13 protein-coding genes are annotated in these 13,278 nt (G+C 60.9%); 3 read left to right on the top strand and 10 right to left on the bottom strand.

The features are described from left to right. Window positions 1-5: 5 nt before the first annotated feature. The 3 genes from BLU24_RS22500 to BLU24_RS22490 form a co-directional block, all read right to left on the bottom strand. Window positions 6-1,721 carry a proline--tRNA ligase gene (locus BLU24_RS22500; RefSeq protein ID WP_093104066.1) on the bottom strand — a complete coding sequence of 572 codons (1,716 nt, stop codon included), beginning with the start codon at window positions 1,719-1,721 and terminating at the stop codon, window positions 6-8. Between the two features lie 129 nt (window positions 1,722-1,850). Next, window positions 1,851-3,410 carry an AmpG family muropeptide MFS transporter gene (locus BLU24_RS22495; RefSeq protein WP_090282085.1) on the bottom strand — a complete coding sequence of 520 codons (1,560 nt, stop codon included), beginning with the start codon at window positions 3,408-3,410 and terminating at the stop codon, window positions 1,851-1,853. A 43-nt stretch (window positions 3,411-3,453) separates the two neighbouring features. Then, entirely contained in the window at window positions 3,454-3,807 is a 354-nt protein-coding gene (locus BLU24_RS22490; RefSeq protein WP_090282086.1) for an MGMT family protein, read from the bottom strand. 166 nt (window positions 3,808-3,973) lie between these two features. Between BLU24_RS22490 and BLU24_RS22485 the strand changes: the two genes are divergently transcribed. Then, entirely contained in the window at window positions 3,974-4,981 is a 1,008-nt protein-coding gene (locus tag BLU24_RS22485; protein WP_090282087.1) for a DUF481 domain-containing protein, read from the top strand. A gap of 119 nt (window positions 4,982-5,100) precedes the next feature. On the opposite strand, the gene BLU24_RS22480 is transcribed toward BLU24_RS22485, so the two are convergent. After that, the gene (locus BLU24_RS22480) at window positions 5,101-5,310 is read right to left on the bottom strand and encodes a cold-shock protein (protein ID WP_002554837.1); all 210 of its coding nucleotides are present in this window, start codon (window positions 5,308-5,310) and stop codon (window positions 5,101-5,103) included. A gap of 355 nt (window positions 5,311-5,665) precedes the next feature. Here BLU24_RS22480 and dcd point away from each other — a divergent pair, with 355 nt between their 5' ends. Next, window positions 5,666-6,232, top strand: a complete 567-nt coding sequence (gene dcd, locus BLU24_RS22475) for a dCTP deaminase (protein ID WP_007940589.1) — start codon at window positions 5,666-5,668, stop codon at window positions 6,230-6,232. Between the two features lie 106 nt (window positions 6,233-6,338). Next, window positions 6,339-6,548, top strand: coding sequence for a hypothetical protein (locus BLU24_RS22470; protein ID WP_090282088.1), 210 nt, complete (start codon window positions 6,339-6,341; stop codon window positions 6,546-6,548). Between the two features lie 30 nt (window positions 6,549-6,578). On the opposite strand, the gene pdeM is transcribed toward BLU24_RS22470, so the two are convergent. From pdeM to BLU24_RS22440, 6 genes are all read right to left on the bottom strand, one after another. Further along, entirely contained in the window at window positions 6,579-7,235 is a 657-nt protein-coding gene (gene pdeM, locus BLU24_RS22465) for a ligase-associated DNA damage response endonuclease PdeM (RefSeq protein WP_090282089.1), read from the bottom strand. Then, the gene (locus BLU24_RS22460) at window positions 7,232-9,721 is read right to left on the bottom strand and encodes a ligase-associated DNA damage response DEXH box helicase (RefSeq protein WP_093104063.1); all 2,490 of its coding nucleotides are present in this window, start codon (window positions 9,719-9,721) and stop codon (window positions 7,232-7,234) included. Before BLU24_RS22460 ends, pdeM begins: the two co-directional genes overlap by 4 nt. Window positions 9,722-9,913: 192 nt before the next feature. Further along, the gene (locus tag BLU24_RS22455) at window positions 9,914-10,678 is read right to left on the bottom strand and encodes an ABC transporter ATP-binding protein (RefSeq protein WP_090282091.1); all 765 of its coding nucleotides are present in this window, start codon (window positions 10,676-10,678) and stop codon (window positions 9,914-9,916) included. 13 nt (window positions 10,679-10,691) lie between these two features. After that, on the bottom strand, window positions 10,692-11,810 hold the full coding sequence (locus BLU24_RS22450) for a succinylglutamate desuccinylase/aspartoacylase family protein (protein ID WP_090282092.1): 1,119 nt from the start codon (window positions 11,808-11,810) through the stop codon (window positions 10,692-10,694). Window positions 11,811-11,823: 13 nt separating this feature from the next. Continuing rightward, window positions 11,824-12,534 (bottom strand): ABC transporter permease, encoded by a 711-nt coding sequence (locus tag BLU24_RS22445; protein ID WP_090282093.1) that lies wholly within the window; start codon window positions 12,532-12,534, stop codon window positions 11,824-11,826. Continuing rightward, window positions 12,531-13,259, bottom strand: a complete 729-nt coding sequence (locus BLU24_RS22440) for an ABC transporter permease (protein ID WP_090282094.1) — start codon at window positions 13,257-13,259, stop codon at window positions 12,531-12,533. Before BLU24_RS22440 ends, BLU24_RS22445 begins: the two co-directional genes overlap by 4 nt. Window positions 13,260-13,278: the final 19 nt, after the last annotated feature.

Genomic DNA, 13,278 nt, shown 5'->3' with positions numbered 1-13,278 from the left:
TGGTTTCAGCGGCGGATACGGGCCTGCAGGAAGGACAGTACGTCGGCGACCGGCAATGCTTGCGCTTCGCCTTCGGTACGACTCTTGTATTCCAGGTTGCCTTCGGCGAGACCGCGGTCGCTGACCACGATCCGGTGTGGAATGCCGATCAGCTCCATGTCCGCGAACTTGATGCCCGGGCTGGTTTTCTTGTCGCGATCGTCCAACAGCACTTCGAAGCCGGCGGCCGTCAGTTCGGCGTACAGCTTGTCGGTAGCTTCGCGCACCTGCTCGGTTTCATAACGCAGCGGCACCAAAGCGATCTGGAACGGCGCCAGAGTGTCGCTCCAGATGATGCCGTTTTCGTCGTTGTTCTGCTCGATCGCCGCCGCAACCACGCGTGATACGCCAATGCCGTAGCAACCCATTTCCAGGGTAACCGGCTTGCCGTTCTCGCCCAGCACTTCGCACTTCATCGCCTTGCTGTACTTGTTGCCCAGCTGGAAGATGTGCCCGACTTCGATGCCGCGCTTGATTTCCAGCGTGCCCTTGCCGTCCGGGCTTGGGTCGCCGGCGACTACGTTACGCAGGTCAGCAACGGTCGGAACCGGCAGATCACGCTCCCAGTTCACGCCGAAGTAGTGCTTGTCGTCGATGTTCGCGCCGATCGCGAAGTCGCTCATCAGCTCGACCGAGCGGTCGATGATGATCGGCAGCGGCAGGTTCAGTGGGCCGAGCGAACCGGCGCCGGCGCCAATCGCGTCACGCAGGTCGGCATCGGTGGCCATGACCAGCGGGCTGGCTACGCCTGGTTGCTGGGCGGCTTTGATTTCGTTGAGTTCGTGGTCGCCACGAACGACCAGCGCGATCAGCTTGCCTTCTTCTTCGGCGCGCACGATCAGGGTCTTGATGGTCTTTTCAATCGGCAGATTGAATTTTTCCACCAGGGCCGCGATGGTTTTGGTGTCTGGCGTATCGACCAGACGCAGTTCTTCGGTCGGCGCCGGACGCGAAGTTTCCCGTGGCACGGCTTCGGCTTTCTCGATGTTCGCCGCGTAGTCGGAACCGTTGCTGAAAACGATGTCGTCTTCGCCGGACTCGGCCAATACGTGGAACTCGTGCGAACCGGCGCCACCGATCGAGCCGTTGTCGGCTTCAACCGGGCGGAATTTCAGGCCCAGGCGGGTGAATACGTTGCAGTAGGCCTGGTGCATGCGGTCGTAGGTGACCTGCAGCGATGCCTGATCGGCGTGGAACGAATACGCGTCCTTCATGATGAATTCGCGGCCGCGCATCAAGCCGAAGCGTGGGCGGATTTCGTCACGGAATTTGGTCTGGATCTGGTACAGGTTGATCGGCAGCTGCTTGTAGCTGCTCAACTCGTTGCGCATCAGATCGGTGATCACTTCTTCGTGGGTCGGGCCCGCGCAGAAGTCGCGACCGTGGCGGTCTTTGATGCGCAGCAGCTCAGGACCGTATTCTTCCCAGCGCCCCGATTCCTGCCACAGCTCGGCCGGTTGGGTGCTCGGCATCAACACTTCCAGAGAGCCGGCCGCGTTCATTTCTTCGCGAACGATGGCTTCAACCTTGCGCATTACCCGCAGGCCCATGGGCAGCCAGGTGTACAGGCCCGAGGCGAGTTTGCGGATCATGCCGGCGCGCAGCATCAGCTGATGGCTGATCACGACCGCATCGGAAGGCGTTTCTTTCTGTGTGGCGAGCAAAAATTGACTGGTGCGCATGGTTGGCCGTTGTCGGTTGCTTTGACTGGAAATGACGGAGCAGTGTACCGGCGAGTTTTGTCGACGTACAGGCATGCGGCCGCTGGTGAGGTTCGACGGCGGGATTCCTCCCGCCGGCGGCGAAACGTCTTACGATTCTTCGACGACCGGGGTCGGTGTGGGCTCGGGCGTTGGCGTCGGGCCTTCGCGGCGGCTCTCCTGGAACCAGTGCAGCGCGATCAGCACCAGCGTCGGCACGCCGAGCAGGGCAGTGATCAGGAAGAAACTGTGATAACCGAACTTTTCCACCAGCACGCCGGAATAGCCGCCCATCAGTCGCGGCAACAACAGCATGATCGAGCTGAGGAGGGCGTACTGGGTGGCCGAGAACTTGAGGTTGGTCAGGCTCGACAGGTAGGCCACGAACGCCGAGGTCGCCAGGCCGGAACTGAAGTTGTCCAGAGAGATCGTCACCACCAGCATCTGCAGGTTCGGACCCATGTCAGCGAGCATCACGAACAGCAGGTTGGTGCCCGCCGAGGCTACACCGCCGATAAACAGAATCGGCAGAATGCCGAAACGCACGATCAACAGGCCACCCATGCCGGCACCGACGAGGGTCATGATCAGGCCGAAAATCTTGCTGACACTGGCGATCTGATCCTTGGTGAAGCCCTGGTCGATATAGAACACGTTGGCCATCACGCCCATGACCGTGTCCGACATGCGATAGGTGGCGATCAGGCCGAGCAGCAGCAGCGCCTGCCAGCGGTAACGCAAAATGAAGTCGTTGACCGGGGTCAGCACCGGCGCCAGGCCGCGGCGGCCCATGGCTGAAAGGCACAGGCCGGTGAGCAGGGTATAGAGAATGGCGCGCAGGAATGCGCGATCTTCCAGTAACAGGTCGAGCGGGCTCATGTCGCCGAACAGTACGCTGGCGAAATCGGTGTTGTAGAGCTGAGTGAACATCGCCGGCACGGACACCAGCAGGATGATCAGCACGAATACCGACATCAGTTGATGCATGAACGTGTAACGCCCGGCCTGCAATTGCGTACGCAGCGGTACGGGCGGCTCGCGCATGAACAGTGTGGTCAGCAGTGCCGGAACCATCAACGCGCCGAACAGCACATAAGTACCCGTCCAGGCGGCGTGCTTATAGTTGAAACCGGTGGAGCCGAAGCCTTCGGCGAAGAACAGCGCGCCGGCGGTGGCGAGCAGGGCGGCGACGCGGTAGCCGGACATGTAGCTGGCGGCGAGCGCGGCTTGCCGGCTGTCATCGGCGATTTCCAGGCGATAGGCGTCGACGGCAATATCCTGAGTGGCGGAGGCGAAAGCGACCACTACGGCAATCGCAATCAGCCAGGACAGGTGTTTTTGCGGATCGCAGAAACCCATGCCGATCAGCCCGAGAATCACCAGCGCCTGCGAAAGCACCAGCCATGAACGGCGACGGCCGAGCTTGCCAAGCAAGGGCAGGCGCCATTGGTCGAGCAGGGGAGACCAGACCCATTTGAACGCATAGGCCAGGCCGATCAGACTGGCGTAGCCGATGGTTTCACGGGCGACACCGGCTTCACGCAGCCAGACCGAAAGCGTTGAGAACACCAGCATGTACGGCAGGCCGGCGGCAAAACCGAGCAACAACAGCACGAGCGTCGAAGGACTGGCATAGGCGGCGAGCGCGGCGCGCCAGGTTTTACGGGGCATGGGCTGAAGTCTGCCTCAAGATTGCGAAAACAAAGCGCGCACTCTAACCGCTGTGCTCTACCGGACGCCAGCCATGGCGCCGAATATCCACACGATTGTTCTGGACGGTGATGCCTTCCATGCGCAATCGCGCCCGTTGTTCATCGCCGGACGGGCTGCCCACAGGAAGGCTGATGCGCCCGCCAGCGCCCAGTACGCGGTGCCACGGCAGTCGGGTATCGCCGGGTAACTGACTTAATGTGCGGCCGACCCAACGCGCGGCGCGCCCCAAACCGGCCAGTTCGGCCAACTGGCCATAACTGACCACTTTGCCCTCGGGCACTTGCGCGAGAGTGGAGTAGAGCGCCGTGCGTCGGATTTGCGCTTCGCTGTCATGGGCGTCGTTGGGGGCTGTCACGGGCGTGGTTCCTGAGCAGGGGTCTTTTTCAAGGCGTTCAGAGTAATCCGTCGCCGCGCAGTTGAGAAATGAACTCATTGGAAATCGTCCGGTCAGTCCTTGTCAGGGTCTTATTCCTACGGATAATGCCGACCTTTTTCCGACAACCTGAGCCCTCGATTCGCCTATGTTTTCCAGATCCCTGCTGTGCCTAGCTGTTTTCAGTGCGTCCACGCCCTTGCTTGCCGACACCGTCTGGTTGAAGAACGGTGACAAGTTGAGCGGCACCATCAGCGTCTTCGATGGCGGCAAGCTGTTGATCCAGACCAAATATGCCGGTGCGGTGACCATCGACTGGAAAGAGGTCAAGACCCTGGAGAGCGAGCAGCACCTGCTGGTCAAGCAGGACGCTTATACCGGCGAAGTCTCCAAGTCGCTGACTGCGGCGGACGACGGCAAGGTCACCCTGGCCAACGGTGACGCGCCGAAAACCGTCGAGCTGGCGAGCATTCAGCAGATCCTCAAGCCAAAACCGATCGTCACTGACCTGGTGTGGAAGGGCAATGTCGATCTGGCGCTGGATTATCAGCGCGCCGAGAAAGATACCGATGATTACGATGTCGCGTTCAAGACGTCGGCGCGTCACGGTCGTTGGCGTCATACCGCCGAAGGTGAGTACAACCGCGAAGTGCAGGACGCCGAAACTACCACCAACAACTGGCGCGCCGAGTACTCCCTTGACCGCTTCATTACCGATCAATGGTTCTGGCAAGGTCGCCTGAACTACAAGCGTGACCACATCGAAGAGCTGGCGCGTCAGCGGGTGGTCGGTACCGGTCCCGGCTACCAGTTCTGGGACGATGAGTTGGGTGCATTCTCGCTGGGCTCGTTGCTCAACCGCACCGATTACGAATACCGCGATGGCAGCAAGGACAACTTCTACTCTGTTGCCATGAAGTGGGACTACAACCGCTACCTGATCGGCAAGAAAGTCGAGTTCTTCACCAACGGTGAAGTCGGCAAGCCACTCTCGGGTGTGGCGGATTACGCACTGGATGCCGAACTGGGCCTGCGCTACAAGGTCACCGAGTGGGCGTCGCTCAACCTCAAGGCCGAGCGCGACATCATCAGCGGTACCAACGATGCCGATCTGAACAAGACCCGCTATACCGCAGGGTTTGGCGTGGCCTGGTAAGTTATCGATAAAAAATCGCAGCCGTTGTCGGGCTGCGATTTTTTTTGCCTGGACAAAACAGACGCCCACAAAAAAGCCCCGCTTTTGAGGGCGGGGCTCTTTTCTAAAGAAGCTACAAGTTAGATAACTTGTACTTCTTCAGCTTGCATGCCTTTCTGACCGCGGGTAGCGATGAAAGAAACCTGTTGGCCTTCTTTCAGGCTTTTGAAGCCGTCGGATTGGATAGCTTTGAAGTGAACGAACAGATCGTCACCGGATTGTGGAGTGATGAAGCCGAAGCCTTTTTCATCGTTGAACCACTTAACGGTACCGGTTTGGCGATTAGACATGGTGTAACTCCTTGAACAAAGATAACTGCGACTCAGGAAGAACCCTGGCCGAGACTGAGTGCAAAGAGCAGGAAAAATTCTTGTAGATGGTTGGATCGAAATTCAACATATCGTGTAGAGATTCTCAGTGACACAAGCAACACAGTGACGCCACCTTAACCCTTTTTCCGGAACGTGCCAATGCTTGTTGCAAAGGTTTCTGTGTTTTCGGGATCGGCGGTGCGACGGTTCGTCGCCACATCGCGTAAATACGGGGTGTTCGCCGAGAATTGCAGTGCGCACTTTGAACGAGGCGGCGCGCCCGGTAAGATGCCGGACAGAATTTTTCCACCTCGCTATTCAGGACAAACCCGCCATGAGCATCAAATCGGACAAGTGGATTCGCCGCATGGCGCAGGAACACGGCATGATCGAACCGTTCGTCGAACGCCAGATGCGCGGCAGCGACGACAGCCGGGTGATTTCCTACGGCGTATCGAGCTATGGCTACGATGTGCGTTGCACCAACCACTTCAAGGTGTTCACCAACATCAACTCGGCCATTGTCGACCCGAAAAACTTCGACGCCGGCAGCTTCGTCGACATCCACAGCGACGTCTGCATCATCCCGCCGAACTCGTTCGCCCTGGCCAGCACCGTCGAGTACTTCCGCATTCCACGTAACGTGCTGACCATCTGCCTGGGCAAGAGCACGTACGCGCGCTGCGGCATCATCGTCAACGTCACGCCGCTGGAACCCGAGTGGGAAGGTCACGTGACGCTGGAGTTCTCCAACACCACCAACCTGCCGGCGAAAATCTACGCCAACGAAGGCGTGGCGCAGATGCTCTTCCTTGAATCCGACGAGGAATGCGAAGTCTCCTACAAGGATCGCGGCGGCAAGTACCAGGGCCAGCGTGGCGTGACCTTGCCGCGCACCTGATCGGTCATCCGACGGAACGCGGGAATTCTTCGGCGGGCAGACACTCTATGAGGTGTACTGCCCGTTTTTGTTTCCAGCGAAACGGGCCTTCGCCGAGGAGTGCCCTATGAAGATCGATCCGCAAATCACTGCCGAACTGGCAAGGCTTGAGCCCAATCAGGTTGGCGTATTGGCCTGGTCCTTGTTGGCGCATCCGCCTCTGAGCGCGGCTGGCGGAGTTCCCGGTCAGCCTGATCCCGATACTCCCAATGAACAACCGACCGAACCCGGCGAGCCGACTCTGCCGGACGAACCGCCTCCGGCGCCTGTCGCCTGACCCACTGTCACCGGTATGGCCCGTCAGTTACTAACTGACGGGCCATATTTCGTTATCGCCGATCACGAAGACTCTGCAGGTTTCGTCGCGCTCGACCTGAAAGCCTCCGGTGAACGCCCCGAATGCCGGCATCAGGCTGATGCGCTCGCCCAGCCGGAAACAGGCCAGACGCAGGCTCTGCCGCCCCTTGCCGTGCAGTCGATAGACCGGATGCACATGGCCGGCGAGTACGTGCCGTTCGGGATGCGGGTCGGGTTCATGTTGCAAGGCGAACGGGCCCAGCAGCATCGGTTCTGGCACCACGCGAATATTCAGCGAGGCCGGTGGGTCGCCCGCGCGTTTGTCGTGATTGCCACGAATCAGCGTCATCGGCAGATCAGCGTGCCGTGCTCGCCACTCAGCCAACGCGTTCAGCGTATTTGGCGCATGTGAGCCAGGTCCGTGAAGAAAATCGCCGAGGAAGATCAACTGGCGGCACGGCAGCCTCGCCAGCAACGCGTCGATTACCGCAATATTGCTCGCAGTGGTGCCATGCGGCACCGGCTGGCCGAGACTGCGATAGGCCGCCGCTTTGCCGAAATGCACGTCGGCGATCAGCAGTGCCTCCTGCGCAGGCCAGTACAGGGCTTTCTCCGGCAGCAACCATAACTCTTCGCCGGCCAGGCGCACCGGATACGCCGCGCTCATGACGATCTCCCGTTGTCAGCGGTTTTTTCCAGATCACCGACCATTCTTCTGATCCTGTCAGCCAGTTTTTCCGAACTCATGCTTTCACGCATTCGCTCGACCAATAATGGAAAGCCCAGCGGTGTCGGGCGTTTGATCAAATGCACATCAAGTTTCATTCGGTTGATCCGGTGCAAGGTCTGCTCCAGTCGAGCGATATCCAGTTCTTCACGCAACACTTCCTCCCCGGCCTGGGCCAGCAGCAGGTTGTCGGCGTCGTATTGTTTGAACACTTGAAAGAACAAACCGCTCGACGCCTGCACCTGGCGGGTGCTTTTCGGCGCCCCGGGATAACCGGCGAAAACCAGTCCGGCGATCCGTGCGATCTCGCGAAAGCGCCGTAGCGCCAGTTCGCCCGCGTTGAGGCTGGCCAGCACGTCGGCTAACAGTTGATCGGCATTAAACAGCGCGCCATTCAAGTGTTCAGCCCAATCGACGGGCGTGGCACTGAGCAGTTCCAGTCCGTAATCATTCACCGCTATCGAGAATGTCACCGGCTGGCGCTGGCTGACCCGCCAGGCCAACAGACTCGCCAGCCCCAGATGCACCTGGCGCCCGGCGAACGGGTAAAGAAACAGGTGCCAGCCTTCGCGGGATTTCAGTACCTCGGCCAGCAGGTTTTCCTCGGCGGGCAGGCCGGACCAGCGCATCTGCGTGTCCAGCAATGGCCGCAGCGCGTGCATTTCCGGCCCGGTGAACTCACCTTGGGCGGCTGCGGTGAAGCGCCTGACCACGGCTTCGGCCAGCTCGTTGGAAAGCGGCATGCGCCCGCCATTCCAGCGCGGCACCGCGGCTTTTTTCGCGGTGCTGCGTTTGACGTAGGCGGTCATGTTTTCCACGCGCACCAATTCCAGCAAGCGCCCGGCGAACAAAAAACCGTCTCCCGGTTTAAGCCGGGCGATAAACCCTTCTTCGACGCTGCCCAGTTGCTTGCCACCGCCGCCCTTGCTCCAGAATTTCAGGCTGATGCTCGCATCGCTGACGATGGTGCCGATGCTCATTCGGTGGCGCCGCGCCAGACGCGCATCCGGTACCCGCCAGACGCCATGTTCGTCGGGCTCGACCCGGCGATAATCCGGATAGGCTGTAAGAGACATCCCGCCATGGCGTACGAATGCCAGCGCCCAGGCCCAGTCACCCAGCGTCAGGTCGCGGTAAGCCCAGGCGCCACGGACCTCTTCGTACAAATCTTCAGGAATAAACCCACCGCCAAGGGCCATGCTGACCAGATGCTGCACCAGCACATCCAATGGTTTGTGCGGCGACAGGCGCGGCTCGATGCGCCGCTGCTCGACCGCATCGCGTGCGGCCACCGCTTCGATCAGTTCCAGGCTGTGAGTCGGCACCAGCGTCACCCGCGAGGTGCGCCCCGGTGCGTGGCCGGAACGCCCGGCCCGTTGCATCAGACGCGCAACGCCTTTGGCCGAACCGATCTGCAGCACGCGCTCGACCGGCAGAAAATCCACGCCCAAATCCAAACTGGAGGTGCACACCACGGCTTTCAACTGTCCGTCCTTCAATGCCTGTTCGACCCAGTCACGGGTATCGCGTGACAGCGAGCTGTGATGCAAGGCGATCAATCCGGCCCAATCCGGCCGGGCTTCAAGCAGCGCCTGATACCAGATTTCCGATTGCGCGCGGGTGTTGGTGAACACCAGGCTGCTGGCGCAGGTATCCAGTTCGGCGACCACTTGCGGCAGCATCTTCAGGCCGATGTGCCCGGCCCACGGAAAACGCTCTATAGCCGGTGGGAGCAGGGTGTCAACTTGCAGGGCTTTTTCGCTTTGTCCTTGCACACTCACGCCCCCGCCCTGTGGGATCAGCACCTGTTCAGCGTGGGATTGATTACCGAGCGTGGCAGAGACGCCCCAGACGATCAGCTCCGGCTGCCAATGACGCAGGCGGGCGAGGGCCAGTTGCAATTGCACGCCGCGCTTGTTGCCGAGCAACTCGTGCCATTCATCGACGACGATCATGCGCAAGGTCGACAGCGCCGTGCGCGCATCGGCACGGGCGAGCAGCAGGGTCAGGCTCTCTGGCGTGGTGATCAGCGCAGTCGGCAGGCGCCGGCCCTGCCGGGCGCGCTCGCTGCTGCTGGTGTCGCCGGTGCGCAGACCGATGCTCCAGGGGAGGTTCAGGTCATCAACCGGTGCCTGCAAGGCGCGCGCCGTGTCCGCGGCCAGCGCTCGCATGGGGGTGATCCACAGCACCGTCAGCGGTTCGGCGGGTGGCTTGCTTTTGCGCGGTGTTTCGACGGCAGGTCGCTCACGGGCGTAGCGGTTGAGCGCAGCGAACCACACGGCATAGGTTTTACCAGCACCGGTGCTGGCATGCAGCAGCCCGGACTCGCCTTTCTTCACCGCGGCCCACACCTGCTTTTGAAACGCGAATGGCTTCCAGCCGCGGGCGCTGAACCAGGTTTTTGCAAGGTCGGGGGATTTCGCCATGCCGGCTGCGTGCGCTCTGGAGGGGTTTTTTCAGAGACAGCGAAGCGGGGGGACAAGTTTGATTTTTAAGGCAGGCGCGGTTCCCTGTAGGAGTGAGCCTGCTCGCGATAGCGGTTTGTCAGTCACAAAAGCATCGACTGGTATGACGCTATCGCGAGCAGGCTCACTCCTACAGGGGGGTTGTGTACGGCGTTATTTCAGGTTGCCGCTGAGGAACTGCTTCAGCCGTTCGCTCTTCGGGTTGCCCAACACATCCTCCGGCGCACCTTCTTCTTCGACCAAACCCTGGTGCAGAAACAGCACCTGATTCGACACCTTGCGCGCGAAACTCATTTCGTGGGTGACCATGATCATCGTCCGGCCTTCCTCGGCCAGGCCCTGAATCACCTTGAGCACTTCGCCGACCAGTTCCGGGTCCAGCGCCGAGGTGGGTTCGTCGAACAGCATGACTTCCGGTTCCATCGCCAGCGCCCGGGCAATCGCCACGCGCTGTTGCTGGCCGCCGGAGAGAAACGCCGGGTATTGCTCGGCGACGCGCGCCGGCAGGCCGACCTTGTCCAGATAGCGCCGGGCGCGGTCGTCGGCCTCCTGTTTGCTGCAACCCAGCACCCGGCGCGGAGCCATGGTGATGTTTTCCAGCACGGTCATGTGGCTCCACAGATTGAAATGCTGGAACACCATGGCCAGCCGCGTGCGCAGGCGTTGCAGTTCATTGGCGTCGGCGACGTGCATGCCGTGGCGATCGGTGACCATGCGGATCGACTGGCCATCGAGGCTCATGGCGCCGTCGTTGGGTTGCTCGAGAAAGTTGATGCAGCGCAAAAACGTGCTTTTGCCCGAGCCGCTGGCGCCGATCAGGCTGATCACGTCGCCAGTTTTGGCCTTGAGCGAAACGCCTTTGAGCACCTGATGGTCGCCATAGCTTTTATGCAGGCCTTCAACGGTCAGTTTGTACATGGGAGGAACATCCTCAAGGCGAAAGTAGGTAGCCGCTGCGATAGGCTTCAGCGCCCGCAACGTGGGCAATGACCATGCCGGCAGTGGCCATGCGCCGCAGCGAGCGTGCGTACAGCAGGCCGGCGGCGGTGCAATGAATGGGGGTGACGCGATCGTGGATCGGGTCGATGATTTCGGCGATCTGCTGACCGGCCTCCAGGTACTGCCCGGCGGTGGCGGTGTACACCAGCAGGCCACCGACCGGGGTGGTCACCGGTTCGACGCCGGCCAACGGCGTGGCAGGGTAGGGCAAGGACGGCTGCGGCTTGGTTTCGCCGACGATCGCATCGAACTGGATCAGATAGTCGATCAGCGCCTGGCAGTCGCGGCTGGCCAGCGGATGAGTGACGTCACCCTGACCGCGCAACTCGACGGTGACCGAGAAACTGCCCAGCGGAATCTCGAAGTGTTCGCCGAAGCGTTCCTTCAGTTGCCACCAGAGCAGGGTGAAGCACTCGTCGAACGACTGACCGCCAGAGTCAGTGGCAAGCAGGCTCGCCTGGGCACCGATGTAGCGCGCCAGCGGCTCGACCTGCGGCCAGGCTTCCGGCGTGGTGTAAAGGTGCACCACCGATTCAAAGTCGCAGTGCAAGTCGAGCACCATGTCGGCGTCGCAGGCCAGCCGTTGCAAGGTCAGGCGCTGGGATTGCAATTGCGTGCTGGCGGTCTGGCGAGCGAGGGCGGCGCGCAGGCTGGCGCGGATCAGTTCGAGGTTGTGTTGCGGGTCGTCGCTGAGCTGGCCTTCGATGGCGTTGCCGATTTCTTCGCTGAGGTCGACGAACCAGCGGTTGAAGTTCTGCCCGCTCTCCAGTTCGTAGCGACCCAGCGGCACGTCCATCAGCACTTGCTCGAGGCCGACCGGATTGGCCACCGGCACCAGCACGATCTCGCTGCGCAGGCGGCCGGCGGCTTCCAGCTCGGCCAGCCGTTGCTTGAGATGCCAGGCCACCAGCATGCCGGGCAATTCGTCGGCATGCAGCGAGGACTGGATATACACCTTGCCCTTGGCCTGCTCCGGGCCGAAGTGGAAGCTGTGAATCTGTCGTGCGGTCCCCGGCAGCGGGGCCAGCAAGTCATGAATCAGGTGGCGCATTTGCAGGGTTGTCCTAGTGAGTCGGGCCGAGGAAGGCCAGCCATCGGCGTTCGGCAAGGCGGAACAGGCCGACCAGCGCAAAGGTAATGGTCAGGTAGATCAGGGCGGCGATGCCGAACGATTGAAACGTCAGGAAGGTCGCCGAGTTGGCGTCCCGCGCGACTTTGAGGATATCGGGAATGGTCGCGGTGAAGGCCACAGTGGTCGAGTGCAGCATCAGGATCACTTCGTTGCTGTAATACGGCAACGACCGGCGCAGCGCCGAGGGCATGATCACATACGCATACAACTTCCAGCCGGTCAGGCCGTAAGCCTTGGCCGCTTCGACTTCGCCGTGGTTCATGCTGCGAATCGCCCCGGCGAAGATCTCCGTGGTGTAGGCGCAGGTGTTCAAGGCAAAGGCGAGGATCGTGCAGTTCATCGCATCGCGAAAGAAACTGTCGAGCAACGGCTGCTCACGCACGGCCGCCAGGCTGTAGATCCCGGTGTAGCAGATCAGCAGCTGGATATACAGCGGCGTGCCCCGGAACAGATAGGTGTAGAACTGCACCGGCCAGCGAATGTAGAAGTGCGGCGAGACGCGGGCGATCGACAGCGGAATCGAGACGATGAAGCCGATGCAGATCGAGGCGGTCAGCAGCCACATCGTCATCGCCAGCCCGGTGATGTTCTGGCCGTCGGTATAAAGGAAGGCGCGCCAGTATTCCTGGAGGAGTTCGATCATCGCACGGCCTCCCGGGCACCGGCCGCGTAGCGACGTTCGAGCCAGCGCAGAATGAAGTTGGAGGCACTGGTGATCAGCAAGTAAATCAAGGCAGCGAGAACCAGAAAGTAGAACAGTTGATAGGTGCTTTTACCGGCGTCCTGCGCGGCTTTGACCAGGTCGGCCAGGCCGATGATCGACACCAGCGCGGTGGCCTTGAGCATCACCATCCAGTTATTGCCGATGCCCGGCAGGGCGAAACGCATCATTTGCGGAAACACCACGAAGCGAAAGCGCTGGCCGCGTTTCAGACCGTACGCGGTGGCCGCTTCGACCTGACCGCGCGGCACCGCGAGAATCGCGCCACGGAAGGTCTCGGTGAAGTACGCGCCATAAATGAAGCCCAGGGTCAGTACGCCGGCGCTGAACGGGTCGATCTCGATGTATTCCCATTCCATGTAGTCGGTCAGCGACGTCAGCCAGGTTTGCAGGCTGTAGAAGATCAGCAGCATCAGCACCAGGTCCGGTACGCCGCGGATCAGCGTGGTGTAGAGCTGGGCAGGCAGGCGCAGCAGTTTGACTTTCGACAGTTTGGCACTGGCGCCGAGCAGGCCGAGCAACACGGCCACCAGCAGCGACATTGCCGATAATTTGATGGTCATCCAGGTGCCTGCCAGCAGCAACGGGCCGAAGCCCTGCAGACTGAAGGAGGCCAGCCCCAGATTTTGCAGAAGGGTTTCAAACATAAATCAGCAACCTGAACGG

Source organism: Pseudomonas sp. Z003-0.4C(8344-21) (assembly GCF_900104975.1).
Classification (GTDB): domain Bacteria; phylum Pseudomonadota; class Gammaproteobacteria; order Pseudomonadales; family Pseudomonadaceae; genus Aquipseudomonas; species Aquipseudomonas granadensis.
This window is presented reverse-complemented; position numbering and strand designations above follow the sequence as displayed.

Coding starts and splice junctions, on each gene's coding strand:
- BLU24_RS22445 (WP_090282093.1), bottom strand. CDS start 12,534: ATGATCGAACTCCTCCAGGAATACTGGCGCGCCTTCCTTTATACCGAC.
- dcd (WP_007940589.1), top strand. CDS start 5,666: ATGAGCATCAAATCGGACAAGTGGATTCGCCGCATGGCGCAGGAACAC.
- BLU24_RS22440 (WP_090282094.1), bottom strand. CDS start 13,259: ATGTTTGAAACCCTTCTGCAAAATCTGGGGCTGGCCTCCTTCAGTCTG.
- BLU24_RS22480 (WP_002554837.1), bottom strand. CDS start 5,310: ATGTCTAATCGCCAAACCGGTACCGTTAAGTGGTTCAACGATGAAAAA.
- BLU24_RS22495 (WP_090282085.1), bottom strand. CDS start 3,410: ATGCCCCGTAAAACCTGGCGCGCCGCGCTCGCCGCCTATGCCAGTCCT.
- BLU24_RS22470 (WP_090282088.1), top strand. CDS start 6,339: ATGAAGATCGATCCGCAAATCACTGCCGAACTGGCAAGGCTTGAGCCC.
- BLU24_RS22460 (WP_093104063.1), bottom strand. CDS start 9,721: ATGGCGAAATCCCCCGACCTTGCAAAAACCTGGTTCAGCGCCCGCGGC.
- pdeM (WP_090282089.1), bottom strand. CDS start 7,235: ATGAGCGCGGCGTATCCGGTGCGCCTGGCCGGCGAAGAGTTATGGTTG.
- BLU24_RS22485 (WP_090282087.1), top strand. CDS start 3,974: ATGTTTTCCAGATCCCTGCTGTGCCTAGCTGTTTTCAGTGCGTCCACG.
- BLU24_RS22450 (WP_090282092.1), bottom strand. CDS start 11,810: ATGCGCCACCTGATTCATGACTTGCTGGCCCCGCTGCCGGGGACCGCA.
- BLU24_RS22500 (WP_093104066.1), bottom strand. CDS start 1,721: ATGCGCACCAGTCAATTTTTGCTCGCCACACAGAAAGAAACGCCTTCC.
- BLU24_RS22455 (WP_090282091.1), bottom strand. CDS start 10,678: ATGTACAAACTGACCGTTGAAGGCCTGCATAAAAGCTATGGCGACCAT.